Annotated in this window: 20 protein-coding genes and 3 pseudogenes; 7 read left to right on the plus strand and 16 right to left on the minus strand. The window is 72.2% G+C overall.

Annotated features, from left to right (window positions below; all coding sequences use genetic code 11):
• The first annotated feature begins 3 nt into the window (after positions 1-3).
• Positions 4-669, plus strand: coding sequence for a TetR/AcrR family transcriptional regulator (locus D4B81_RS11840; RefSeq protein ID WP_122262822.1), 666 nt, complete (start codon positions 4-6; stop codon positions 667-669).
• 18 nt (positions 670-687) lie between these two features.
• Entirely contained in the window at positions 688-3,543 is a 2,856-nt protein-coding gene (locus tag D4B81_RS11845; protein ID WP_122262823.1) for an MMPL family transporter, read from the plus strand.
• Here D4B81_RS11845 and D4B81_RS11850 read toward each other — a convergent pair.
• A complete protein-coding gene (locus D4B81_RS11850) occupies positions 3,510-4,511 on the minus strand; it encodes a hypothetical protein (protein WP_122262824.1) in 1,002 nt (333 codons plus the stop codon). The two genes, D4B81_RS11845 and D4B81_RS11850, sit on opposite strands and share 34 nt — an antisense overlap.
• Before the next feature lie 185 nt (positions 4,512-4,696).
• On the opposite strand from D4B81_RS11850, the gene D4B81_RS18860 reads away from it, so the two are divergent.
• The 5 genes and pseudogenes from D4B81_RS18860 to D4B81_RS11860 all read left to right on the plus strand — a co-directional run bounded on the left by D4B81_RS18860 (position 4,697) and on the right by D4B81_RS11860 (position 8,061).
• Complete coding sequence (locus D4B81_RS18860) at positions 4,697-5,224, plus strand: hypothetical protein (RefSeq protein ID WP_237565964.1); 528 nt, start codon at positions 4,697-4,699, stop codon at positions 5,222-5,224.
• Positions 5,131-5,376 (plus strand): annotated as a pseudogene (locus D4B81_RS19165) (alkaline phosphatase PhoX); the annotation flags it as partial. The gene D4B81_RS18860 and the pseudogene D4B81_RS19165, both read left to right, overlap by 94 nt.
• A gap of 88 nt (positions 5,377-5,464) precedes the next feature.
• Positions 5,465-5,619 (plus strand): annotated as a pseudogene (locus D4B81_RS19170) (alkaline phosphatase PhoX); the annotation flags it as partial.
• 120 nt (positions 5,620-5,739) lie between these two features.
• Positions 5,740-6,453 (plus strand): annotated as a pseudogene (locus D4B81_RS18870) (PhoX family protein); the annotation flags it as partial.
• A gap of 63 nt (positions 6,454-6,516) precedes the next feature.
• Complete coding sequence (locus D4B81_RS11860; RefSeq protein WP_122262825.1) at positions 6,517-8,061, plus strand: sensor histidine kinase; 1,545 nt, start codon at positions 6,517-6,519, stop codon at positions 8,059-8,061.
• 3 nt (positions 8,062-8,064) lie between these two features.
• Here the strand turns inward: D4B81_RS11860 and D4B81_RS11865 are convergent, their stop codons facing one another.
• From D4B81_RS11865 to D4B81_RS11935, 15 genes are all read right to left on the minus strand, one after another.
• Positions 8,065-8,892 (minus strand): universal stress protein, encoded by an 828-nt coding sequence (locus D4B81_RS11865; RefSeq protein WP_122262826.1) that lies wholly within the window; start codon positions 8,890-8,892, stop codon positions 8,065-8,067.
• A gap of 7 nt (positions 8,893-8,899) precedes the next feature.
• Entirely contained in the window at positions 8,900-9,451 is a 552-nt protein-coding gene (locus tag D4B81_RS11870; RefSeq protein WP_161965140.1) for a hypothetical protein, read from the minus strand.
• Positions 9,452-9,550: 99 nt separating this feature from the next.
• Positions 9,551-10,216, minus strand: a complete 666-nt coding sequence (locus D4B81_RS11875) for a response regulator (RefSeq protein ID WP_122262828.1) — start codon at positions 10,214-10,216, stop codon at positions 9,551-9,553.
• Positions 10,217-10,221: 5 nt separating this feature from the next.
• The gene (locus D4B81_RS11880) at positions 10,222-11,307 is read right to left on the minus strand and encodes a polyprenyl synthetase family protein (RefSeq protein WP_419866242.1); all 1,086 of its coding nucleotides are present in this window, start codon (positions 11,305-11,307) and stop codon (positions 10,222-10,224) included.
• Positions 11,308-11,309: 2 nt separating this feature from the next.
• On the minus strand, positions 11,310-12,848 hold the full coding sequence (gene nuoN, locus D4B81_RS11885; protein WP_202613670.1) for an NADH-quinone oxidoreductase subunit NuoN: 1,539 nt from the start codon (positions 12,846-12,848) through the stop codon (positions 11,310-11,312).
• Complete coding sequence (locus D4B81_RS11890) at positions 12,848-14,374, minus strand: NADH-quinone oxidoreductase subunit M (RefSeq protein ID WP_122262830.1); 1,527 nt, start codon at positions 14,372-14,374, stop codon at positions 12,848-12,850. Before D4B81_RS11890 ends, nuoN begins: the two co-directional genes overlap by 1 nt.
• The gene (gene nuoL, locus D4B81_RS11895; RefSeq protein WP_122262831.1) at positions 14,374-16,344 is read right to left on the minus strand and encodes an NADH-quinone oxidoreductase subunit L; all 1,971 of its coding nucleotides are present in this window, start codon (positions 16,342-16,344) and stop codon (positions 14,374-14,376) included. Before nuoL ends, D4B81_RS11890 begins: the two co-directional genes overlap by 1 nt.
• A 15-nt stretch (positions 16,345-16,359) precedes the next feature.
• Positions 16,360-16,659, minus strand: a complete 300-nt coding sequence (gene nuoK / locus D4B81_RS11900) for an NADH-quinone oxidoreductase subunit NuoK (RefSeq protein WP_122262832.1) — start codon at positions 16,657-16,659, stop codon at positions 16,360-16,362.
• A complete protein-coding gene (locus D4B81_RS11905; protein WP_122262833.1) occupies positions 16,659-17,540 on the minus strand; it encodes an NADH-quinone oxidoreductase subunit J in 882 nt (293 codons plus the stop codon). Before D4B81_RS11905 ends, nuoK begins: the two co-directional genes overlap by 1 nt.
• Complete coding sequence (nuoI, locus tag D4B81_RS11910) at positions 17,537-18,232, minus strand: NADH-quinone oxidoreductase subunit NuoI (RefSeq protein WP_122262834.1); 696 nt, start codon at positions 18,230-18,232, stop codon at positions 17,537-17,539. Before nuoI ends, D4B81_RS11905 begins: the two co-directional genes overlap by 4 nt.
• Complete coding sequence (gene nuoH / locus D4B81_RS11915; RefSeq protein WP_122262835.1) at positions 18,225-19,646, minus strand: NADH-quinone oxidoreductase subunit NuoH; 1,422 nt, start codon at positions 19,644-19,646, stop codon at positions 18,225-18,227. Before nuoH ends, nuoI begins: the two co-directional genes overlap by 8 nt.
• A complete protein-coding gene (locus D4B81_RS11920; protein WP_122262836.1) occupies positions 19,643-22,222 on the minus strand; it encodes an NADH-quinone oxidoreductase subunit G in 2,580 nt (859 codons plus the stop codon). The genes nuoH and D4B81_RS11920 overlap by 4 nt, the downstream gene beginning before the upstream one ends.
• A complete protein-coding gene (gene nuoF / locus D4B81_RS11925; RefSeq protein WP_122262837.1) occupies positions 22,219-23,532 on the minus strand; it encodes an NADH-quinone oxidoreductase subunit NuoF in 1,314 nt (437 codons plus the stop codon). Before nuoF ends, D4B81_RS11920 begins: the two co-directional genes overlap by 4 nt.
• Positions 23,529-24,422, minus strand: coding sequence for an NADH-quinone oxidoreductase subunit NuoE (nuoE, locus tag D4B81_RS11930; RefSeq protein WP_122262838.1), 894 nt, complete (start codon positions 24,420-24,422; stop codon positions 23,529-23,531). The genes nuoF and nuoE overlap by 4 nt, the downstream gene beginning before the upstream one ends.
• Entirely contained in the window at positions 24,419-25,768 is a 1,350-nt protein-coding gene (locus D4B81_RS11935) for an NADH-quinone oxidoreductase subunit D (protein ID WP_181951298.1), read from the minus strand. The genes nuoE and D4B81_RS11935 overlap by 4 nt, the downstream gene beginning before the upstream one ends.
• Positions 25,769-25,805: the final 37 nt, after the last annotated feature.

Raw genomic sequence — 25,805 nt, forward strand, 5'->3', positions numbered from 1 at the left:
CCGGTGACCCAGGACGTGACCGAGGCGCTCGGTCGCCGCGAGCTCAACAAGGCCCGGACCCGCGAGGCCATCGTGGCCGCGCTCCGCGATCACGTGCAGCTGCGGCCGGTGGACCAGGTGACCGTCGACCAGGTCGCCGAGTCGGCCGGCATCTCCCGGCGGACCTTCTTCAACTACTTCACCGGCATCCAGGCGGTCATCTCCGACGTGATCGGCAGCTACACCGAGCAGCTGGCCGACGCGGTCGGCGACCTCTCCGAGGGCGGGTCCCCGGTGCAGCGGGTCCGCACCCTGCTCCGCGGCGTCGGCATCCCGAGGGGGCTGCTGGAGTGGCTGGCCCTCCTCAACCTGCACGGGGGCGGCGGCTCGGGCAGCGAGTCGCTGGTGGCGCTGGAGCGGGCGATCTGGGCGGAGAAGGCCGGGTGGCTCGAGGGTCAGCTGCGCCGACGTCTCCCGGGGGACGTGGACGACCTCTTCGTCGCCACCCTGGCGGCCACGATCATGACCTGCTTCGCGGCGGCCGAGCAGTCCTGGATCGCCGACCGGGCGCCGGGTGCCCCGGTCGACGACGCCGCCGTCCGCGCCTTCGAGGCGCAGCTGGACCGCGCCCTCGCCTACGCCGTCTCCGGCTGGGCCACCCCGCACCCCCCGTCCTCCCCGAACGCCTGACCCGAAAGGACCACGACCGTGGCCATCCTCCTCCACCGCCTGGGCCGCTGGTGCGCCACGCACCGCTGGACCGTCGTCGGCGCCTGGGTCGCGCTGCTGGCGCTCACCGTGACGGGCATGCTCACCCTGGCCCGCCCGCTCTCCAACGAGTTCTCCGTCCCCGGCAGCCGGTTCGAGGCGGTGCTGGAGACCCTCCAGGCCGAGATCCCCGAGGCGGCCGGGCAGACGGGCACCGTGGTCCTGCGCTCGGACACCCCCTTCACGCCCGAGCAGGAGGCCGCCGTCGCGGACGCCGTCACCGCGTGGGAGGAGCTGGAGGGGGTCACCGCCATCGACCCGTTCGAGGCGCAGGCCGCCCTCGACGGTGCGGACACCGAGCTCGCCGACGGTGAGCGGCAGCTCGAGGAGGGCCGGGCCGAGCTGGAGCAGGCCGAGGCAGACCTGCAGGAGGCGCGTCAGCAGGTGACGGCCGGGCTGGAGGAGCTGGACGCCGGGGAGGAGCAGCTCGAGGCCTCGGCGGCCGAGCTGGAGGCGGGCCGGGCGCAGCTCGAGGCCGGTCAGGCCGAGCTCGACGCGCAGGTCCAGCAGCTCGACGCGGCGCAGGCCGACCTCGACGGGCAGCTGCAGCAGCTCGAGGCCGGCGTCGCGGCGGGCCAGGTCCCGCCCGATCAGGCCGAGGCGGCCCGCGCCCAGATCGCGGCCGGCCAGGCGCAGGTGGACGCCGGACGGCAGCAGCTGGGGGCCGGCCAGGCCCAGCTCGACACCAGCCGCGCGGAGCTCGAGGCGGGCGAGGCGCAGCTGGCTGCGGGGCGGGAGGAGATCGAGGCGGGCCGGCAGGAGCTGCAGGCCGCGGAGGACCAGGTCACCCAGGGCGAGGAGCAGCTCGTCGAGGGGCGCGCCGAGCTCGAGGAGGGTGTGGCGGCCCTGGAGGCGGGCCGCCGCAACGCCGCTCTCAGCGAGGGTTTCCGCCTCGTCACCCAGGACCGCACGGTGGCGATGACCCAGGTCTCGGTCGCCGACGCCGGTGGCCTCATCCCGCCCGAGACGACCTCCGGGATCCAGCGCGTCGGCGAGGAGCTCGCGGCGACCGGCCTCGACGTGACCTACTCCAAGGAGATCACCGACGACCTGTCCTCGCTGCTGGGTCCGGGCGAGGTGCTCGGCCTCGGCGTCGCGGCCCTCGTCCTGCTCGTCATGCTGGGGTCGCTGGTCGCCGCGGGCCTGCCCATCCTCATGGCGATGGTGGGCGTCGGCGTGGGCCTCACCGGTGCGCTGGCCCTGTCGCAGTGGTTCGACATGCAGTCGATCACCCCGGTGCTGGCCCTGATGCTCGGCCTGGCCGTCGGCATCGACTACTCCCTGTTCCTCATCAACCGGCACCGTCAGCAGCTGCGCCACGGTATGCCGGTCCGCGAGTCGATCGCGCTCGCCGTGGGCACCTCCGGCAACGCCGTCACCTTCGCGGGCCTGACCGTCATCATCGCGCTCGCCGCGCTCACGATCACCGGTGTGCCGTTCCTCGGGGTCATGGGTCTGGTGGCCGCGGCCACGATCGCCATCTCGGTGCTCGTCGCCCTCACCCTGACCCCCGCCGTGCTGGCGCTGATCGGCCTGCGGGTCCTCCCCCGCCGTGCCCGGACCGCGCTCGGGAGCGGCGACGACCACGACACCGCCGCCGAGGACGCCCGGCACCGCGACACCCACCGCGGATGGGCGGCCGTCGTGCAGCGACGCCCCTGGCTGGCCATCCTCGGCGTGCTGGCGATCGTCGCCGGGCTCGGCTACCCCACGGGCCAGCTGCGCGTCGGCCTGCCCGACGGGTCGTCCGAGCCCGCCGACTCCTCGGCCTACCTCACCTACGACACCGTCCGGGACGAGTTCGGGGCCGGCGCCAACGGCCCGATCATCGCGGTCGCCGAGCTGGACACCCCCGTCGGGGACGGTGAGACCGCCCTCCTCACCGCCCAGGCCGACCTCGGCGAGGACCTCGCGCAGGTCGAGGGTGTGGTGCGGGTCCTGCCCGCCGGGGTGAACGAGGACCGGGACGTCCTCGCGTTCCAGCTGGTCCCCGAGGGCGGCCCGGCCGAGGCGTCGACGGAGGACCTCGTCAACCGGCTCGGCAGCGCCGTCCAGCAGATCGGTGACGAGCGCGGGGCGCAGATCGGGATCACCGGACAGACGGTGGCCAACATCGACATCTCCGCCCAGCTGGCCGACGCGCTGCCGCTCTACCTGCTCGTCGTCGTCGGACTCTCGCTCGTCCTCCTGCTGCTCGTCTTCCGGTCCGTCGTCATCCCGCTGTTCGCGACCGGGGGCTTCCTGCTCAGCGTGGCTGCGGCCTTCGGCGCTGTCGTCGCCGTCTACCAGCTGGGACACCTCTCCGCGGTCTTCGACGTGCACGAGCCGGGGCCGATCCTGTCCTTCCTGCCGATCATCCTCATCGGCATCCTCTTCGGGCTGGCGATGGACTACCAGGTCTTCCTCGTCTCGGCCATGCGCGAGGAGCACGTCCACGGGCTCGACGCCCGGACGGCGGTCGTCACCGGCTTCAACGCCAGCTCACGGGTGGTCACGGCGGCCGCGATCATCATGGTGTCGGTGTTCGCCGGCTTCGTGTGGGCGCACCTGCCGATGGTCCGTCCCGTCGGCCTCGGGCTGGCGGTCGGTGTCCTCGTCGACGCCTTCCTCGTCCGCATGACCCTCACCCCCGCCGTGATGTCGCTCCTCGGGGAGCGGGCGTGGTGGATCCCGCGCTGGTTGGACCGGGTCCTGCCGGACGTGGACGTCGAGGGGGCGCGGCTGGAGCGGACCCTCGCCCAGCCGGCGGCCGCCCCCGACCCTCAGGAGGAGCCCGAGCTCTCCCCCAGCCGCTGACCCGCGGCCTGCAGCAGGGTCCGGGCGCCGGCCCGCGCGGCGTGGTCACCCTCGGTGACCTCGAGCGCGAGCCGGCGCCCGTCGCGCTTCCACACCACGAGCCCGGGCCCGCCGCGCACCACGTAGGCGGTGCGCTCGGGCAGTGCGCGCAACCCGATGCCACCCCACGCCATGGGGTCGAGATCCATCACCTCGACCCCGACGACCTCCTCGGCGGGGACGCGGGCCACCCGCAGCCGCAGGACCCGTGAGCGCACCTCCAGGCCCCCGGCGTCCACGCGCAGGCGGACGGCCGACCACGCCAGCGCGAGCACCGAGGCCCCGCCGCCCACGAGGACGACCAGGGCCAGCAACCACAGGCTCTCGCCCGACCAGGCCACGGCCACCCCGGTGCCCAGGAACACCACCAGCAGCACCCACCCGAGCACCCGCAGGGTCGTCGAGGACATCTCGGTCGTCCACGGCTCGACCGGCCGCACCGAGCGGCCGCGCACCGCCCGGACTCGGCCCCGTTCCGGCACCCGCTCGCGCAGCACCTCCAGCGGAGGGATCCGCCGACCGTGCACGGCATACGCCACGAACCCCCCGAGCAGGGCCCCGGCCACGGCGAGGAGCGGCCAGAGCTCGCGAACCTCGTCCGGACCGTCGACCCCCGTCCGCCACACCGTCACCACGTAGAGGAGGAACGCCCCCCAGCCCACCGCCGCCGCGCCAGCCACCACCCACCGCGACCACGCCTGCGGCACCACCCGCTGCAGCAGCGCCGAGACGGCCGCCGCGAGGACGGCGACCACCACGACGGTGAGCACACCGCTGAGGAACTGCGGCCCGCCGGTCCATCCGTCGGGCCGGGACCCCGACCAGTGCGTCGGCACCCGCTCCGGCAGCGGCAGCACCGCGAGCACCAGCAGCAGCGCCGCGAGCGGCAGGATGGCGAGCAGGCCGGCGAGGGCACGGCGGGAGTTCATGCGTCCCCTTGGGGTGGAGGTGGAGACCCCAGGGTATGCCGCGGCTCCCGCACCCCGATCGTCACCGTCGCGGCGCCCGGCGTTCATCGCGGGGTCACCGGTCGGGCCACCTGACGGGCCTAGCGTCACGGCTGTCCGCCACGGTGTCCCCCGTGGCTCTCCCCCTCCCGAAAGAGGACGACATCGTGCCTGCCCCCACGACCCGCCGCTCGCTGCTCCCGCTGCTCCACGTCTCGGAGCACCTGACGAACCGCAGCCCCCGGACCTGCCGCTACCGGTGCGGCGACCAGTGTGCCCAGCCGGTGCCCAACACCTCCGCGAACGAGTACTTCGGCGACATGGTCGCGGCCGCCGTCTCTCGCCGCAGCGTGCTCCAGGGCGCCACCGGCGCCGCCGTCGTGACCAGCCTCGCCTGGGGGACGGCGGAGGATGCCGCGGCCGCCCCCGGCCGTGGCCACGGCCAGGGCCGGAAGAACCTGGCGGGCTTCGAGCCGATCCCGCCGACGCCGAACCACGTCGACGACGTGGTCGTCCCGGCCGGCTACGCGTGGGCCCCGGTCATCTCCTGGGGCGACCCGTCGAGCCGGGGGCGCCCGACTTCGACGTCGACGCCCAGTCGGTGGAGGCGCAGAAGGGGCAGGCCGGTTACAACGCCGACTACCTCGCCCTCCGACGCGGGGGCAGGGGCGGGAACAGCGCCAACAGGGGACTGATCGTCGTCAACAACGAGTACACCAACCCCGAGCTGATGTTCCCGGGCTACGACGAGGCTGCCGGCCCCACCCCCGAGCAGGCCCGGATCGAGATGGCCGCCCACGGCATGACGATCGTCGAGGTGTCCCGCACGGGGCAGTTCGCGCCGTGGACCTACGACCGCGACGGCGCCCGGAACCGCCGCATCCACACCTGGACGGAGTTCGCCGTCGACGGGACCGGCCGCCGGGGCCACGTGGATGCGGACCAGCGCCGACCCTACGGGCCGCACGGTCCTGGGCACCCTCGACAACTGCGCCGGCGGGGAGACGCCGTGGGGCACGTCGCTGTCCGGCGAGGAGAACGTCAACCAGTACTTCAGCAGCGTCGGGGCACCCGACCCCGGGAATCGGCTGGCGCGCTACGGCATCACCTCCGCGGGTCGTGGCTGGGAGCGGGCCGAGGACCGCTTCCTCGTACGCTGCTGTCCGAGGGAGACCTGTACGTCGCACGGTTCACCGGTGACGGTTTCGGGGACGGCGAGTGGGACGGTCGCGGCGTGTGGCTACCGTTGGTCGTGGACGGCAGGTCGCACGTCCCCGGCATGTCCGTCGCCGAGGTCCTCACCTGGGCGCGCTGCGCCGCCGACCGCGTCGGCCCGACGAAGATGGACCGTCCCGAGGACGTGGAGGCAAACCCGCACACCGGGGCCGTCTACGTGGCGCTGACCAACAACACCCGCCGCACCCCGGCCGAGATCGACGAGGCCAACCCCCGGGCCGGCAACAAGCACGGCCACGTCATCGAGTGGGTCGAGTCCGACGACGACCCGGCAGCGCTGGACTTCACCTGGCGCATCGTCCTGATCGCCGGTGAGCCGAGCGACCCGACCACCTACTTCGACGGCTACGACAAGAGCCTCGTCAGCCCGATCAGCTGCCCGGACAACGTCGCCTTCGACAGCCAGCCCGAGCACCTCTGGATCGCCACCGACGGCGCACCGGGCACCCTCGGCACCTGCGACGGCATGTTCCTCATGCCGACGGCCGGTCCCGACCGGGGCAGGGTCCAGCAGTTCCTCTCGGTGCCCGCCGGTGCCGAGTGCTGCGGTCCGGTGGTCGAGTGGACCGACCGATCGGTCCTCATCTGCGTGCAGCACCCCGGTGACGGGCTGCCCAGCGCCTACCCCTACCTGGGCGACAGCGTCCCGCGACCCGGCGTGGCGCACGTCTACCGCTCCCGGGGCTGACGCGCGGCACGACTGAGGACGTCGGCGTCCCCGGGAGGGACCGGGCGCTAGCGTTGGCCCATCATGGACGCACCGCCGCCGCGCGCCGACACGGCATACCCGGGCCAGACCGACAGCGTCGCGATGCTGCACGCCCTGCGCGAGATCGCCGCCACGGACGACGCGCGCGACCTGCTGCGCCGCGCGCTCACGATCGCCTGCCGGTCCACGGGGGCGGCAGCCGGGCTCCTCGGGGTGCACGACGAGGCGCACCCCGGCGAGCTGGCACAGGTCCACCGGCACCGGCTGGACCCCGGTGACCCGCTCGTCCGTCGTCTCCTCCGCGGCCAGCTCGAGGACGTCGGCGACGACGGCCCCGTCCTGCGGGCCGACATCCTCGTGGACGGTGACCACTACGGCACCCTCCAGCTCGCGCGCTGGCCGCAGCCCCCGGGCCCCCGCGAGCGCGTCCTGGCCGAGACCGTCGCGGCCGCCGTCGGGCTGCAGGTGGACACGCTGCGGCAGCGCCGGATCAGCGAGCTCCACGAGCGGGTGACCCAGGCGGTCTGGGAGGTCGACCGGACGCTGGTCGACGAGGTCGACCTCGACGTCAGCCTTCCGCTGCTCGCGGCCCGGGTGCGGGAGATCACCGGCGCCGACGTCGTCGTCCTCGTCGGCACCCGCGACGAGGGCGGTCACCGCGTCCTCGCCGCCTCGGGCGAGATGGTCGGGCAGGCTCTGGCCGAGCTGGGGCCCGACCTCACCGAGGTGCTGCGCGGGTCCAGCGCCCACCACTGGACCACCACGACCGGGCACCCCGCGGGGCCGGTGACCGGCCGTCTGCAGGAGGGTCTGGTGGGCACCAGCCTGGTCCCGCTCGACACCCGGGGCACGAGCCCGGTGGTCCTCGTCGTCCACCGGTGGCGACCGCCCCAGGGCGTCAGCCACCAACGGGTGCACGACGTCCTCAGCGCCGTCGCGCTGCACGCCTCGATCATCCTGGACCGCGAGCAGGGCGAGCGGGAGCACGACCTGCTCACCCTCCTGGAGGACCGCGACCGCATCGCGCGGGACCTGCACGACCTGGTGATCCAGCGGCTGTTCGCGGTGGGGCTCACCCTGCAGGGGGCCGCGCGCCGCGCCGTCCGTCCCGAGGTGATGGAACGGCTGGAGAACGCCGTCGCCGAGCTCGACCAGACGATCCGCGACATCCGCGCGACCATCTTCGAGCTGCGTCACCACCCGGGGGCGGGCACCTTCCGCGCCGACCTCCGTCAGCTCGTCGAGTCCTACGGCCCCACCCTCGGGTTCGCGCCGGTCGTGATGCTCACCGGACCCCTCGACGCCATCACCGACGACGAGTCGCAGACGCAGGTCCTGATGGTGGTCCGCGAGGCGCTGTCCAACGTCGCCCGCCACGCCCACGCCACCTCGGTGACGGTGGAGACGGAGGTGACCGGCGAGCAGCTCGTGGTCACCGTCACCGACGACGGGGTCGGGCTGCCGGACTCCTCCGTCGAGAGCGGGCTGGCCAACGTGCGGGCCCGCGCCCGGGAGCACGGAGGTGTCGTGGAGCTCTCACGGGTCGAGCCCCACGGCACCTGCCTGCGCTGGTCGGTCCCCGTCTGAGGCTCAGACCACCGCCACCGGGCACTGGGCGTACTCCGCCACCGCGCACGCGGACCGCCCGCGCGGCACCACCAGCAGCTCCGCGCCGACCGCCTGGTCCAGCAGCGCCGCCACCCGGTGGCGGTCCGTGGCCAGGGCCACGACCTCCAGGTCCGGGTATGCCGAGCGCCAGGGTGCCAGACGCTCCTCCAGCTCGCGCTCGGCCCGGTCGGCGTGCTCGTCCCACACCCGGGGGATGGGACGGTCGATCAGCCCCTCGACCAGGTCGACCGACCAGGCGGAGAGGGCCACGAGGGGGCGACCGTCCCGGACGCAGCGGGTGACCGCGTGCTCGAGGGCGTGGTCGTCGGCGTCGTGGCTGACGTCGACCACCACCGGGGCGTGGGGGTCCAGCCGGGTGAGGTCCCAGCCGGAGGGCACCAGGACGGTGGCGGGACCCTCACCGTGGACCAGGGCCCGTGCGGTCGAACCCAGGCTGAGCCGGGTGAACCCGCCGGCACCTCGCCGGCCGACCACCACGAGGCTCTCGGCCCCGTGGCCCAGCGTCTGCCCGTACTCCCGGGCGGTGTCGGTCAGGGCCTCGCTGGCGACCCTGGTCACCACTTCCCCGACCGGCCGGAGCTCCCGGTCGACGTCGGCCACCTGAGCGGCGGCCCGGTCGACGGTGGCCCGTCCGGCTCGTTCTCCGGCTCCCGACGCGTCGTGCAGCAGGACCAGCGGGGCGGAGGATGCACGCGCCTCCGCGGCCGCCCAGGCGACCGCGGAGGCGTTGCGTCCCGACCCGTCCACGCCGACCAGCACCGGCCCGGGGGCCTGTACCGTGGCGCTCATGGCCCGGTCAGCGCAGGTAGGACGGGGCGACGTTCTTCCAGATCTTCCCGAGGCCCAGGTAGTGCCAGGAGGCGGGGATCGTCGCGATGACGATCATCACGAGGGCACCGGTGAGGTGGTCGTCGAGGAAGGGGTTCGTCACCGTCGGGAGCGAGGCTCCGTACATGAACAGGTACATGAGGGCTCCGGCCAGCGCGCCGACCCGGGCGCCCATGCCCGTCATGAGGGTGAGGCCGATGCCGAGGAGGCCGAGCATGAACAGCCAGTCGACGATGGCGATGCCGGCCATGCCGGTGTAGAAGCCCGCCAGCGGGCCCTCCACGCCGGACAGGTAGCCGGTGGTGGGCGATCCGCCGTTGAGCCAGGCACGCTCGGCCGGGGTCGCGAAACCGAGGCCGAACAGCTTGTCGACGAAGGCCCAGAGGAAGTAGAACCCGAAGGCCAGGCGCAGCAGGCCCAGCGCGTAGCCGCCGGCTTCGGGCAGCAGGTGCCGCTCCTCGTCGAGGGTGTGGAGGTCCGGGTGCACGACGTGGTCGTTGCGGGTTGTCATCTCAGCCATCTCCTTCAGAGTGGGTTTCTTCGTGGCTGATCTCAGACTCCCAGGTCACGACGCGGCGTAGTAGGGCCGCACGTCCGCAGGGGCGGGGGACCTTGGTCCCTACTTGTCGAACAGCTTGGCGCCGAGGACAGCAGCCTGCGTGCGCCGTTCGACCCCCAGCTTGGCGAGCAGGTTGGTGATGTAGTTCTTGACCGTCTTCTCGGCGAGGAACATCGTCTGCGCGATCTGCCGGTTGGTCATCCCCTCGGCGATGTGCTCGAGGATGCGCTGCTCCTGATCGGTCAGCAGCGCGAGCTTGTCGGCCCGGGGATCGGACCGCGGCTGCCGCAGCCGCTCCATCACCCTTGTCACCAGCGAGGGGTCGATGAGGGAGCGTCCGCCGGCGATGCTGCGGATGCCGTCGACGAGGTCGGTCCCGGCGATCTGCTTGAGCACGTAGCCGTCCGCCCCGGCCATGATCGCCGAGAACAGCGCCTCGTCGTCGTCGTAGCTGGTCAGGATGAGCGCCCGGATGTCCGGGTTGGCCGCCCGGACGTCGCGGCACACCTCGATCCCCGAGCCGTCGGGCAGCCGTCCGTCCAGAACCGCCACGTCGGGCGCGAGCCGGATGATGTCGGCCGTCGCCCGCCGCGCGCTGCCGGACTCCCCCACGATCTCGAGGTCGGGCTCTGCCGACAGCAGGTCGTGCAGGCCGCGGCGCACCAGCTCGTGGTCATCCAGCAGGTAGACCCGGACGGGGGTGTCGTGCTCGCGCGGCTGGCTCATGGTCCTCAGCTGGAGCGTAGCGCGACGCCGTCGACGAGGGCGCGCAGCGCGTCCACCGCCGGGCCGTCGGCGAGGTCGTCGAGCAGGGCGCGTGCCTCGGCCGCCAGCCGGCCGGTGTGGGCGCGGGCCTGCTCCATGGCCGGGTGGGCACGCAGGAGCGCAAGTGCCTCGTCCAGCTCCTGCGGGTCGTCGATCGGCCCACGGGTCAGCTCCAGCAGCCGGGCGTCGTCCGGGTCCTGCGACGTGCGGGCGTAGAGCACCGGCAGGGTGGCCTTGCCCTCGCGCAGGTCGGTCCCCGGGGTCTTGCCGGACGTGTCGGCCGCCGACGCCACGTCGAGCAGGTCGTCGGCCAGCTGGAAGACCACGCCGAGCTTCTCGCCATACCCCGTGAGGACGCGCACGGTGGCGGCGTCGCAGCCGCCGAACATGCCGCCGTAGCGGGCCGCGGTCGCGATGAGGGCACCGGTCTTGTCGGCGAGGATGTCCAGGTATGCCGTCACCGCGGCGGGGTCGTCGGCGTCTCCGGCGAGGGGACTGGCGTGAGTGCCGTCGGCGGAGCCGAGCTGCACCTCGGTCTGGAGGTCGTCCCGGATCTGCCCGGCGCAGAGCCGCACGAAGGTCTGCGCCTGGATCTTGACCGCCTCGGCCCCGAGGTCCGCGACGACCGAGGACGCCGTGCCGAAGAGGAGGTCGCCCACGAGGATCGCCGTCGCGTTGCCGTACCTGGCGTTGGCGCTGGGCACCCCCCGCCGCAGGTCCGCCTCGTCCATGACGTCGTCGTGGTACAGGCTGGCCAGGTGCGTCAGCTCGACGCCGACCGCGGCGTCGACGACCGAGGCGTTCCAGCCCGTGCCGACCTCGCTCGCCAGGAGCGTGAGCAGCGGCCGGAACCTCTTGCCGCCCGCCGCGGCCAGGTGTGCCGAGGCACCGGCGATGAACGGGTCGTCGTGGTCGACGACCTCGGCGAGCCGCACGGCGACCGCGGCCATCCCCTCGGCGACCCGGGCCTGCAGCCCCTCGTCGAGGCCGGGCAGGCCGGAGAGGTCCGAGGCGCCGCCGGCGTCGCTGATGTCGCTCGGGGCTGCGCTCACGGTCACCGCAGGAAGAGCGAGGAGCTCTGCGCCAGGTCGAGGAGCGGGGAGGGCATGACGCCCAGCCCGAGGGTCACCGCGAGGCCCGCCACGATGGCGAACGTCGTCATCAGCGACGGGGCGGCGACCTGGGTGTCGCCGGCCTCGTCACCCAGCCACATCCGCACGACCAGCGCGAAGTAGATGTAGGCGGTGACCGCGCTCGCCAGCACACCGATGACCGCCAGCCAGGCGTAGCCCTGGCTGACCGCGGCCGCGAAGACCGCGAACTTGCCGGTGAAGCCCGAGGTCAGCGGGATGCCCGCGAAGGCCAGCATGAGGAAGGTGAACCCGGCCGCGAGCCAGGGGGCCCGGCGGCCCAGGCCGGACCACTGACCGACCTGGGTGGCCTCGGTCCCGGAGGAGCGCACGAGCGCGACGATGGCGAAGGCCGGGATCGTCATGAAGCCGTAGGTGGCCAGGTAGAACATCGTGGAGGAGATCCCCGCCTGGTCCATGGACACCAGGCCGGTGAGGATGAACCCGGCGTGGGCGATCGAGGAGTAGGCGAGGATCCGCTTGACGTCGGTCTGCAGGACGGCCAGGACGGCGCCCACGACCATGGTCAGCGCCGCGACCGCGGCCACCACGGGCTGCCACTCCAGCCGGGCGCCCTCCACCGCGACGTAGAAGACGCGCAGCATCGCGCCGAAGGCCGCCACCTTGGTGCAGGCCGCCATGAAGCCGGTGACCGGCGTCGGGGCGCCCTGGTAGACGTCGGGCGTCCACGCGTGGAAGGGCACGGCGCCCACCTTGAAGAGCAGACCCACGGCGAGCAGCAGGATGCCGGGGACCAGCAGCCCGTCCATGCCCACGTTGGCGGAGATCGCGGCCGAGATGGCGTCGAGGCGCATGGAGCCGGCGTACCCGTACAGCAGCACCGCCCCGAAGAGGAAGAACGCCGAGCTGAACGACCCGAGGAGGAAGTACTTCAGCGACGCCTCCTGGGACAGCAGCCGTCGCCGACGTGCCAGACCGGTGAGGACGTAGAGCGGCAGCGACAGCACCTCGAGCGCGATGAACAGCAGCAGGAGGTCGTTGGCGCTGACGAACAGCATCATCCCCCCGACCGACAGCATGGTCAGCGGGAAGACCTCGGTGGTGGTCGCGCCGAGCCGGCCCGCGTAGGCCTCCTCGGCCGAGCCGGGCACCGAGGCGCCGGCCTGGGTGAAGGCGTCCGGCTGCTGGCCGCCGAGCCGCTCCGCCATCACCAGCAGGCCGAGCAGCGACAGGACGAGCAGCAGACCCTGGAGCAGCAGCGCCGGGCCGTCGAGGGCGACCGTGCCGGCGGCGGTGACGCCCTGCCGGTCCGGGCCCAGGACCACGAGCGCCACGAGGGCCAGGACGAGGGCGGCGGCCGCGAGCGGCACCTGCACGGCATACCGCAGACCGCGGGGGGCGAAACCCTCGACGAGGCAGCCGAGCAGGCCCGCCACGAAGACGATGATCATCGGCAGCAACGCGGTGTAGTCGATCGCCGGGGCGACGAACATGTCGGTCATCAGCGGTCACTCCCCTCAGCGGTAGCGGTGTCGATCGCCGGGGCGGGGTCGGTGACCCCGACGTGCTGCAGGGTCTGCTGCACGGCGGGCTCGAGCAGGTCGAGCACCGGCCTGGGGAAGAAGCCCAGGACGAGGAAGGCGGCGATGATCGGTGCGACGACGAACTTCTCCCGGCGCGTCATGTCCGGCACGTCGATGTCCGGGCGGGGCCCGGTCGCGATGCGCCGGTACATCACCAGGATGTAGACGGCGGCGAGGATGACGCCGGTGGCGGCGATCACCCCGACCCAGCTGTGGCGCTGGAACAGCCCCACGATGACCATGAACTCACTGACGAAGGAGTTCAGGCCGGGCAGCGAGAGGCCCGACAGGCCCGCGACGAGCAGGCAGCCGGCGATCACCGGGGTGACCCGCTGCCACCCGCCGAAGTCGCGGATGTCGCGTGAGCCACGGCGCACGATGAGCATCCCGGCCACCAGGAACAGGCCGGCCGTGGTGAAGCCGTGGTTGACCATGTACAGGGTCGCACCGGTCTGGGTCACGGTCGTGAAGGCGAAGATGCCCATGACGATGAACCCGAAGTGGCTGACCGAGGTGTAGGCGATCAGGCGGAGCATGTCGTCCTGGCCGATGGCCAGCATCGCGCCGATGATCATCGACGCCAGCGCCAGGCCCAGGATCACCGGGGTCGCCCACTGGCTGGCCTCGGGGAAGAAGCTGAGGCAGAAGCGGATCATCCCGTAGGTGCCGACCTTGTCGAGCACACCGACGAGGAGCACCGAGGTCGCCGGGCGCGCCTGCTCGGCAGCCAGCGGCAACCAGGTGTGCAGCGGCCACATCGGGGCCTTGATCGCGAAGGCGATGAAGAAGCCGACGAAGAGCCAGCGGCCCACCTCCACCGGCATGTCCAGCCCGATGAGGTTGGTGACGAGGAAACCGTCGGTGCCGCGCGGCCCCACCAGGTAGAGCCCGATCACGGCGACCAGCATGACGAGCCCGCCGGCGAGGGAGTAGAGCAGGAAGGTGGTGGCGGCACGGGCCCGGCGGGTGCCGCCGAACATCCCGATGAGGAAGTACACGGGGATGAGCATCGCCTCGAAGAAGACGTAGAACAGGAAGACGTCGATGGCGGCGAAGACACCGACCACCATCGAGGCCAGCGACAGCATCAGCGCGAAGTAGGTGTGCTGGCGGCGGCCCTCGGCCGGCACGTCGTCCCAGGCGGCGAGGATGCAGATCGGCACCAGCACCAGGCCGAGCAGGATCATGGACAGCGAGATGCCGTCGACCCCCAGGGCGTAGGACACGCCGAACTGCGGGATCCAGGGGTAGATCTCGGTGAGCTGGAACTGCTCTCCCGACCCGACGCTGTACTGCGTGGCCGTCAGCACCGCCACCGCCAGGGTGGCCACCGAGAAGCCCAGGGCCACGGGTCGCACCGCGGTGCTCGCCCTCGGGAGCAGGGCCACGACGAGGGCGCCGAGGAGCGGCAGCACCAGGAGCGTGGTCAACCAGGGGACGTTCATCACTGCATCACCCACACTGCACCGAGGATGGCGACGACGCCGAGGAGCATCGTCAGGGCATAGGAGCGGACGAACCCGTTCTGGGCACGCCGCAGGTAGGAGGACAGGCCGCTGACGCCGCGGACCGTGCCACCGGTGAGACCGGCCTCGACCACGTCGCGGTCGGTGTCGACGGTGGCGCGGACGAGGGTGGACATCGGGTGGACGAAGAAGGCGTCGTTGGCCTCGTCCTGGTAGAGGTCCCGGCGCGCGGCGCGGGTCAGGGCGCTGCCGCGCGGTGCCTCGACCGGGACCTCGTCCCGGCCGTAGCGCAGCCAGGCCAGACCCACGCCGAGCACCATGAGGACGAACACGCTGACCTGGATGGCGAGCAGCGGGATCAGCGGCTCGTGGTCCTCGCCGTGGCCGAACACCGGCTCGAGCCAGCCGGTGAGGATCCCGGTCGGGTAGAGCGCGGCGCCCAGGACGAGCGAGCCGACCGCGAGCACCATCATCGGGACCGTCATCGTCAGCGGCGACTCGTGCGGGTGCGCCTCGTCGTGCCAGCGGGCCTTGCCGTGGAAGGTCATGAAGAACAGCCGCGACATGTAGAAGGCGGTGATGCCCGCGCCGAGCAGGGTGACCGAGCCGAAGACCCAGCCCTGCCACCCCGGAGCCGAGAAGGCGGACTCGATGATGTGGTCCTTGGAGAACCAGCCGGCGGTGAACGGGAAGCCGATGATCGCCAACCAGCCGGCCGCGAAGGTCAGCCAGGTGATCCTGACCTCCTTGCTGAGCGCACCGAAGCGACGCATGTCGACGCGGTCGTTCATGGCGTGCATGACCGAGCCGGCGCCGAGGAACATGCCGGCCTTGAAGAAGCCGTGGGTGAGCAGGTGGAAGATGGCGTAGACGTACCCGATCGGGCCGAGCCCGACGGCCAGCATCATGTAGCCGATCTGGGACATCGTCGAGGCGGCCAGCGCCTTCTTGATGTCGTCCTTGGCGCAGCCGACGATCGCGCCGTAGAGGAGCGTGATGGCACCGACGATCGCCACGACCACACGTGCGTCCGGGGTGAGGTCGTAGATCGCCTGGCTGCGGGCCACGAGGTAGACCCCCGCGGTGACCATGGTCGCCGCGTGGATGAGCGCGGACACCGGCGTGGGACCGGCCATCGCGTCACCCAGCCAGCTCTGCAGCGGGAACTGCGCGGACTTGCCGCAGGCACCCAGGAGCAGGGCCAGCCCGATGAGGGTCAGCACCATCGGCGTGGCCGAGCCGGCGCTGCCGTGCACGGTGGCGTAGTCCAGGGCGCCGAAGTTGGCGAGCATCAGGCCCATCGCGATGACCAGCCCGAAGTCGCCGACCCGGTTGACGATGAAGGCCTTGTTGGCGGCGGCCGCGTAGGCGGGGTTGTGGTTCCAGAACCCGATGAGCAGGTAGGAGGCCAGACCCACACCCTCCCACCCGACGAAGAGCAGCAGGTAGGAGTCGGCGAGGACGAGGATCAGCATCGCCGCGACGAAGAGGTTCAGGTAGGCGAAGAACCGACGCTTGTCCGGGTCGTGCTCCATGTAGCCCAGGGAGTAGACGTGGATGAGCGAGCCCACGAACGTGATGAGCATGACGAAGGCCAGCGACAGGGGGTCCAGCAGCAGGCCGGCCTGGACCGAGAGGTCACCCGCGCTCACCCAGTCCCAGAGCGGGACCCGCAGCGAGCGCTCGTCGGCCGGCAGCCCGAGCAGCTGCGCGATGACCGCGGCGCCGACGGCGAAGCTGCCCCACGACAGGCCGGTGGCCAGCGCAGGGCCCCAGCGGTCGGTCGCGCGCCCGCCGAGCAGGAGGAGCGCGGCGCCGGCGAGCGGCAGCGCGATCATCAGCCACCCCAGGGCGGCCGTGCCGGTCGCCTCGGTCGCGTGGACCGCGCTGGCCCCCGGTTCGGCGAGCGCGAGGCTGGCGGAGGCCAGACCAGAACTCAGGTCGTGCACAGACACGCGCGCTCCTTACAGCTTGAGCAGGTTGGCGTCGTCGACCGAGGCCGAACGACGCGCACGGAAGATGGACATGATGATGGCCAGCCCGACGACGACCTCGGCCGCGGCGACCACCATGACGAAGAGCGCATACACCTGTCCGTCCAGGGAGCCGTGCAGGCGGGCGAAGGTGACCAGGGCGAGGTTGCAGGCGTTGAGCATCAGCTCGATGCCCATGAACACGATGATCGTGTTCCTCCGGGTCAGCACCGTCACGGAGCCGATCGTGAAGAGCACGACCGCCAGGTAGAGGTAGGCCTCGACACCCATCAGCGATCACCCTCGTCCTGCGGGTCGAAGGGGGAGAACCCGGTCCCGGAACGGGTGTCCGTGCTGCCGTCGCCGTCGCTGCCGGTGCTGACTCCCGAGCCCTTCTTGGCGGCCGTGTCGGTCGCGCCGGGGGACCCGGGCAGCCGGAAGGTCTCGGGCGAGGCGACCTGGCCGCGGGCGACGAGGACGCGGGGCACCGAGGCCTCGACCGGCGTGCCGTCGGGTGCCAGCGCGGGGGTGTCGGCGGCGTTGTGCCGGGCGTAGACGCCGGGGTTCGGCTTGCCCGCCACCCAGCGGCCCGAGCGCACCTTCTCCTCGGACAGCTCCCGCTGGGTCCGCCGCGGCGTCAGCCGCTCGCGGTGGGCCAGGACCATGGCCCCCATGACCGCGATGACCAGGAGCGCACCGAGGACCTCGAAGCTGAGCACCTGCCGCTCGAAGATCTCGCGGGCCAGCGCGGTGACCGGGCCCTCGGCCTGGACGGCCTCCAGACCGACGGTCTGCGGCCACTCGACCTGCGTGAGAGCCAGGACGGCCGCGGCGGCGAAGAGCCCGCCGAGCAGGAACGCCCAGAACCGCTGACCCCGCAGGGTCTCCACCATGGAGTCCGAGGCGTCCACCCCGATCACCATGACGACGAAGAGGAAGAGCATCATCACGGCGCCGGAGTAGACGAACACCTGGATGATGCCGACGAACTCGGCGCCCTGCACGATGTAGACGACGCCGAGGGTGACCATGACCATCGCCATCGCCATCGCCGCGTGCACCGCCTTGCGCGCGAACAGGAGGCCGAGCCCGCCGAGGACGGCGATGCCCGAGGCCGTCCAGAACAGCACGAGCTCCAGACCGTCGATGACGGTGGAGGGGCCGGGGTTCATCGGGCCGCCTCCTCGCGGGCGTCCGCCGCGTCGCGAGCGGCCACGTGGTCCCGCTGGGCCTGGGTGGGACCGGTGACCTGACCCCGGTAGTAGTCGCGCTCCTCCATGCCCTCGGCCATCGGGAACGGCGGCTGCAGCTGGTCCGCGCCCATCGGTGCGAGGAGCTGGTGCTTCTCGTAGATGAGCGCCGAGCGGGTGGGGTCGGTCAGCTCGTACTCGTTGGTCATCGTCAGCGCGCGGGTCGGGCACGCCTCGATGCACAGCCCGCAGAAGATGCACCGCAGGTAGTTGATCTGGTAGACGCGGCCGTAGCGCTCACCCGGGGAGAACCGGGCCTCGGCCGTGTTGTCGGCACCCTCGACGTAGATCGCGTCGGCGGGGCAGGCCCAGGCGCACAGCTCGCAGCCCACGCACTTCTCCAGCCCGTCGGGGTGCCGGTTGAGCTGGTGCCGTCCGTGGAACCGCGCGGCGGTCGGCCGCTTGACCTCGGGGTACTCCTGGGTGGGGACCTTGCGGAACATCGTCGAGAAGGTCACGCCGAAGCCGGCGACGGGCGCGAACAGCTGCTCGAGGAAGCCCGGTTCGGGACGGCCGGTGCGCTCCTCGGCGGGGCGGGCCGGGGCGGCGGCCGGCTCGCGCCGGCTCGGGGCGTCCTGCGGTCGGTCGGCGGTCGGGTCGGTCTGGTCAGCCACGGCGCTCCTCCGGGTCGGGGGTGGTGGTGGAACTGCTCACGGTCACCGGCTGCGCGGCCTCGACGGCGGTCCGCGGCTCGACAACCTTCTGGCCGGGCAGGGGCGGGACGGGGTAGCCGCCGGCGAGCGGGTCGACCTCGGCGGGCACGGCCAGCCGCTCGTCCCTCTCGGTGGCGCGGCGCTGGGCGTAGCGGTCCCACAGGAAGATGCCGCCCACGACGAACACCCCGATGACCGCGAGCGTGGCCACCGTGACGAACCGGCCCTCGCCGAAGAAGCCCTCCTGGGCGGCACGGATGAGCATCACGGCGATCACCCACACCAGCGAGAGCGGGATGAGCACCTTCCACCCCAGCTTCATGAACTGGTCGTAGCGCACGCGCGGCAGCGAGCCGCGCAGCCACACGTAGAAGAAGATGAACATCCACATCTTCAGCGTGAACCACAGCAGACCCCACCAGCCCGAGCTCAGCATGTTGTCGTTGATGAGCGTCAGCGGCCAGGGCGCGTGGAAGCCCCCGAGGAAGAGGGTCGTGGCGAGGGCCGAGACGGTGAACATGTTGATGTACTCGCCGAGGAAGAACATCCCGAACTTCATCGAGGAGTACTCGGTGTGGAACCCGCCGCCGAGCTCGCCCTCGCCCTCGGCCAGGTCGAACGGCAGCCGGTTGGTCTCCCCCACCATCGTGATGAGGTAGACGACGAAGCTGAAGAACAGCGGCACGACGTACCACATCGGGATCTCGAAGAGCCCGAAGACCGAGACCGGCTCGGCCTGGCGCGCGACGATCTGGCTGGTGGACATCGACCCGGCGTAGAGGAACACGGCGACCAGGGAGAGCCCCATGGCGATCTCGTAGGAGATGACCTGGGCCGTCGAGCGGAGCCCGCCGAGCAGGGGGTAGGTGGACCCGGACGACCAGCCGGCGAGGACGAAGCCGTAGGCACCGACGCCGGCGACGGCAAGCACGAGGAGCACCGCGACCGGGGTGTCGGTCAGCTGCAGCGGGGTGGTGTGACCGAACATCCGGACGTCACCGCCGAGCGGGATGATCGCGAAGGAGACGAACGCCAGCGACGCCACGAGGAGCGGCGCCGCGTAGAACATCAGCTTGTCCGCGTTCTTGGGCGTCACGTCCTCCTTGAGGAAGAGCTTGATGCCGTCGGCGAGGGTCTGCAGGATCCCCAGGGGGCCGAACCGGTTGGGCCCCGGGCGCTGCTGCATCCGGCCGATGACGCGTCGCTCGAACCAGATGACCACGACGACGGACAGCATGACGTAGACGAAGAGCAGCAGCGCCTTGACCAGCGACAACCACCACGGGGTGTCGCTGAAGTCGGCCGCCGGCCGGTCGACGGCCGGCAGGGCCAGACCCGCGGCGAGCAGGTCGGGGTATGCCGTGAGCAGGCTCATGCCTCACCTCGCGTGTGGATGTGCGCGCCGGGGGCACCGGCGGCGATGCGGACCACGGCGCCCGCGTCCACCCCGAGGGTGGCGCGGACCGTGGAGCCGGTCGAGTTGGTCGGGACCCAGACGACGCCGTCGTGCATGGCGGTCAGCGAGACCGGCAGCACGATCGAGCCGCGGTCGGTGGAGACGGTGACCAGGTCGTCCTCCCCCACCCCGAGGGCTGCCGCCGTGCCGGCGGAGACCCGGGCCCGTGCCTGCGGCGCGGTCCCGGCGAGGAACGGCTCGCCGTCCTGGAGCGACCCCTCGTCGAGCAGGTGGTGCCAGGTGGCGAGGACCGCCTCCCCCGCCGCCGGCGCTGCCGGGCCCACGGGCGCCACCGTCGGCGCTGGCGGGCGGGACGCGGAGGTGCCGAGCGCGGTGAGCTCGCGGCGGACGGCCTGCACCGACTCGGTGCCCAGCCGGACGCCCATCGCGTCGGCGAGGCGGTCCAGGACCACGTGGTCGGACTGGGCAGAGGAGTCCAGCGCCTGCTCGAAGAGGCGCAGGCGCCCCTCCCAGTTGGCGTAGGCGCCGCTCTTCTCCTGCTGCGGGGCGACCGGCAGGATGACGTCGGCGTAGGCGTGGACCTCGGTCTCGCGGACCTCCAGGCTCACGACGAAGGCGCGGCGCAGGGCCTCCCGCGCCAGCTCGGGATCGGGCAGGTCGTCGATCTCGACCCCGCCGACGACGAGGACGTCGATCTCCCCGTGGGCCGCGGCCTCGAGGATCGCCGTGGTGTCGCGCCCCTCCCGCTCGGGGAGGGCCGTCGTCCGCCACGCCCCGGCGACCGTGGCACGCGCCGCGGCGTCACCGACGAGGTGACCACCCGGCAGCAGCCCCGGCAGGGCGCCGACCTCGACCGCTCCCCGCTCGCCGGCGCGACGGGGGACCCAGGCCAGGAAGCTCCCCGTCCGCTCGGCCAGGGCGGCGGCGGCGGAGAGGGCTCCGGGCACCGTGGCCAGACGCTCCCCGACGAGGATCACCGACCCCTCGGTGAGGCTGTCCGCGGCCAGGGTGTACTCGCTGGTGCCCTCGTCCAGGGCGGCGGCGGGCAGCGGCTCGGCCGGACCGTCGACCGGTCGGGCCGCAGACTGCTCGCGGTGCGCGGACAGCGCCTGGAGCACCTCGGCCTCGGTGCCCGGCGCCGAGGCCAGCAGCGTGCCGCTCAGCTTGGTGAGCCCGCGCGTCGCGAACGGCGCGACGCCATACACCTGGGTCTTGCTGCGGCGCACCGCCTTGCGCAGGCGGAGGAAGACGATCGGGCTCTCGTCCTCGGGCTCGAGGCCGACGAGGAGCACGGAGGGCGCCTTCTCGAGGGTGGCGTAGCTGACGTCCCGGGCGCCGACGACGCTGGAGGCGAGGAAGGCCGCCTCCTCCGCGCTGTGCGGGCGGGCCCGGTGGTCCACGTCGTTGGTGCCCAGCGCGACCCGGGCCAGCTTGGCGTAGGCGTAGGCGTCCTCGACGCTCACCCGGCCGCCGACGAGCACGCCGGCCGCCCGGGCCCCTGACAGGGCTGCCGCCGCGGCCTGGTAGGCGGTCCGCCACGGGGTGACGGCGTACTCGCCGTCCGACCCGCGGACCACCGGCTCGCGCAGCCGGTCCGCGAGGGTGGGGTAGGTGAAGGCCCACCGCCCCTTGTCGCAGTTCCACTCCTCGTTGACCTCGGGGTCGTCCAGCGCCATCCGACGCAGCACGGCGCCGCGACGGTGGTCGGTGCGCAGCGAGCACCCGGAGGCGCAGTGCTCGCACACGCTGGGGGTGGAGACCAGGTCGAACGGGCGGGAGCGGAAGCGGTAGGCGGCACCCGTGAGCGCACCGACCGGGCAGATCTGCACGGTGTTGCCCGAGAAGTAGCTCTCGAAGGGCTTCTCCTCGTAGATGCCGACCTGCTGCAGGGCGCCGCGCTCGATGAGGGCGATGAAGGGGTCGCCCGCGACCTGGTCGGAGAACCGGGTGCAGCGCGCGCACAGGACGCAGCGCTCCCGGTCCAGCAGCACCTGGCTGGAGATGTTGACCGGCTTGGGGAAGGTGCGCTTGACGTCCTCGAACCGCGACGTCGGCCGACCGTTGGACATGGCCTGGTTCTGCAGCGGGCACTCCCCGCCCTTGTCGCAGACCGGGCAGTCGAGGGGGTGGTTGATGAGCAGCAGCTCCATGACGCCGTGCTGGGCCTTGTCGGCCACCGGGCTCGTGTCCTGGGTGCGCACCTGCATGCCCGGGCTGACCACCATCGTGCAGGAGGCCTGCGGCTTGGGCATCGGTCGCAGGGTGCCCTCGCGGTCGGGGGTGGCGACGTCGACGAGGCACTGGCGGCAGGCACCGACGGGGTCCAGGAGCGGGTGGTCGCAGAACCGCGGGATGTGGATCCCCACGTGCTCGGCGGCGCGGATCACCAGGGTCCCCTCGGGCACCGACACCGGGACGTCGTCGATGGTCAGCTCGACCATCGTGACGTCGGGCTCGGCCGGGAACGACGTGCTGGCGTCGCCACCGTCGGTGACGGAGTTGCCGCCTGCTGCGGGGGAGGTCGAGACGCTCATGCGGGCTGGCTCTCCTTCGCGAAGAGGGTGGAGCGCTCCGGCGGGAAGAGCTCGTACCACGGCGTGTGCATCGCCTGCTCGAACTCCTCGCGGAAGTACTGGATGGCCGAGGTGACCGGGCTGGTGGCGCCGTCACCCAGGGCGCAGAACGCCCGGCCCAGGATGTTGTCGCAGATGTCGTCGAGCTTCTCGATGTCGCCCTCGTGGCCCTGGCCGTTCTCCAGCCGGGTCATGATCTGCTTGAGCCAGAAGGTCCCCTCGCGGCAGGGGGTGCACTTCCCGCAGGACTCGTGGGCGTAGAAGTCGGTCCAGCGGGAGACCGCGTGCACGACCGAGGTCGTCTCGTCGAAGATCTGCAGCGCCCTGGTCCCGAGCATCGAGCCCTCCTTGGCGACCGACTCGAAGTCGAGCGGCACGTCGAGGTGGGCGTCGGTGAAGATCGGCGTCGAGGACCCGCCGGGGGTCCAGAACTTGAGGCGGTGGCCGTCGCGGACCCCGCCGGCCATCTCGAGCAGCTCGCGCAGCGTGATGCCCAGCGGCGCCTCGTACTGGCCGGGCCGGGTGACGTGCCCGGAGAGGCTGAAGATGCCGAAGCCCTGCGACTTCTCCGTGCCCATGTCGGCGAACCAGTCGGCGCCGTGCAGCACGATGGGCGGGACGGAGGCGATCGACTCGACGTTGTTGACGACCGTCGGCCGGGCGTACAGGCCGGCGACCGCAGGGAAGGGGGGCTTGAGGCGGGGCTGCCCCCGCCGACCCTCCAGCGAGTCCAGCAGGGCGGTCTCCTCGCCGCAGATGTAGGCCCCGGCGCCCGCGTGGACGGTGATGTCGAGGTCGAACCCGGAACCGAGGATGTCCTTGCCGAGGTACCCCGCGGCGTACGCCTCCTCGACCGCGCGCAGGAGGCGGCGGTAGACGTGGACGATCTCGCCGCGCACGTAGATGAAGGCGTGGTGGCAGCCGATCGCGTAGGACGTGATGATCATGCCCTCGATGAGGAACTGCGGGGCCGCCATCATGAGCGGGGTGTCCTTGCAGGTGCCCGGCTCGGACTCGTCGGCGTTGACGACGAGGTAGCGGGGACCTCCGTCCGGGGGCGGCAGGAAGCCCCACTTGAGGCCGGTGGGGAAGCCTGCGCCGCCGCGGCCGCGCAGGCCGGAGTCCTTGGTCATCGCGACGAGGTCGGCGGGGTCCTTGTCGAGGGCGGCACGCAGGGCCTGGTAGCCCTCGTTGTCCTCGTAGGTCGCCAGGGTCCAGGACTGGGGGTGGTCCCAGAACTTTGTCAGGATCGGGGTCAGCACGGTGCTCACGCGTCCTTCTCCTCCGTCTGCGCCCCGGCGGGGCGGCCGTCGTTGATCTCGCCGTCCCCGGGCTTCTCGTCCGGCTCGTTGGTGGGTGCGTTGACCGAGCCGTAGCCACCCCGCTCCATGCCGCCCGCTTGCGCCTCCGGCGACGCCTCGGTGTCGTGCTGGACGGAGGCGGTGGACGAGCTCGGGGCGGTCCAGCCCTGCTCCTTGGCCAGGCGGACCCCCCGCAGCGACGCCTCCCCGGCGCCGACGCCCTCGTCGGCCAGGCCGTCGTGGAAGCCGGCCAGGACGCGGGAGACCTGCTTGAAGGAGCAGACCCGGCTGGGCCCGCGGGTCGGCGTGACGTCCTCACCGGCGCGCAGCCGGTCGACCAGCACCTTCGTGGAGTCGGGGGTCTGGTGGTCGAAGAACTCCCAGTTGACCATCACCACGGGGGCGAAGTCGCAGGCCGCGTTGCACTCGACGCGCTCGAGGGTGATCCTGCCGTCCTCGGTGGTCTCGTCGTGACCGACCCCGAGGTGCTCGCTCACCTCGTCGAAGATCTGGTCGCCGCCCATGATGGCGCACAGCGTGTTGGTGCAGACGCCGACCGTGTAGTCGCCGTTGGGGTGGCGCTTGTACTGGGTGTAGAAGGTCGCCACGCCGCTCACCTCCGCCGTGGTCAGCCCCAGCTGGTCGGCGCAGAAGTGCACGCCGCGGCCGGTGACGTAACCGTCGACCGACTGGACGAGGTGGAGCAGCGGGAGCAGCGCGGAGCGCGCCTGCGGGTAGCGCGCGATGATCAGCGCGGCGTCCGCGGTCAGCTGGTCGAGGACGTCGGGTGCGTAGGGCTCCTCGGACGCCTGCAGCGGCGTCTGGTGGTGCAGCGGCTCGAGCCCGTGGTCGGTGGTCATCGGTCCACGCCTCCCATCACGGGGTCGATCGAGGCCACGGCGACGATGACGTCGGCGACGAGGCCGCCCTCGGCCAGCGCCGACGCCGCCTGCAGGTTGTGGAAGCTGGGGTCCCGGAAGTGCGCCCGGTAGGGCCGGGTGCCCCCGTCGGAGACCAGGTGTACGCCCAGCTCGCCCTTGGGCGACTCGATGGGCACGTAGACCTGGCCCGGCGGGACGCGGAAGCCCTCGGTGACCAGCTTGAAGTGGTGGATGAGGGACTCCATCGACTCCCCCATGATCTCGCGGATGTGGTCCAGCGAGTTGCCCTGCCCGTCGGCCCCGACGGAGAGCTGGGCGGGCCAGGCGATCTTGCGGTCGGCGACCATCACCGGCTCGCCCTGGCTCGCCCGCAGCCGCTCGATGGCCTGCTCGGCGATCCGCAGCGACTGCCAGATCTCCTCCATGCGGATCACGGTCCGGCTGTAGGCGTCCATGTCGCGCCGGGTGATCACGTCGAACTCGTAGGTCTCGTAGCCGCAGTAGGGCTCGGCCTTGCGGAGGTCGTGGGGCAACCCGGTGGAGCGCAGGATCGGCCCGGTGACGCCCAGCGCCATGCAGGCGGTGAGCGAGAGGTGACCGACGTCGACGGTCCGGCCCTTGTAGATCGGGTTCTCCAGGATCAGCCGCTCCAGCTCGGTGACGCCGCGGCGCAGGGCCGGCAGCTCCGACTCGAGCAGGTCGAGGTGCTCCGGGAGCACGTCCTGGGCGACCCCGCCCGGGCGGACGTAGGCGTGGTTCATGCGCAACCCGGACACGGCCTCGAAGAAGCGGAGGATGCGCTCGCGCTCGCGGAACCCGACGGTCATGATCGTCGTGGCCCCGAGCTCCATCCCACCGGTGGCCAGGCAGATGAGGTGGGAGCCGACCCTGTTCAGCTCCATCATCAGCACGCGGATGTCGCTGGCGCGCTGCGGGATCTGGTCGGTGATCCCGAGCAGCTTCTCCACGGCCAGGCAGTAGGCGGCCTCGTTGAAGATCGGCGTCAGGTAGTCCATGCGCGTGCAGAACGTGGTCCCCTGCACCCAGGTGCGGTACTCCATGTTCTTCTCGATGCCGGTGTGCAGGAAGCCGATGCCGGCCCGTGCCTCGCGCACGGTCTCCCCGTCCAGCTCCAGGATCAGGCGGAGGACGCCGTGGGTGGAGGGGTGCTGGGGGCCCATGTTCACCACGATGCGCTCGGCACCGAGGGTGGCGACGTCCTTGGCGATCTGGTCCCAGTCCCCGCCGCCGGCGTTGAACACCGCCCCGCCGTCCACGCTGTCGGCGAACTCGTCGCGGTCGGAGTAGTAGTCCGTCGCCGAGATCGGGTCCAGGTGCTCGGCGCCCTCGTCGGCGCGGGTG

This window comes from Ornithinimicrobium cerasi, assembly GCF_003702705.1.
GTDB classification, from domain to species: domain Bacteria; phylum Actinomycetota; class Actinomycetes; order Actinomycetales; family Dermatophilaceae; genus Ornithinicoccus; species Ornithinicoccus cerasi.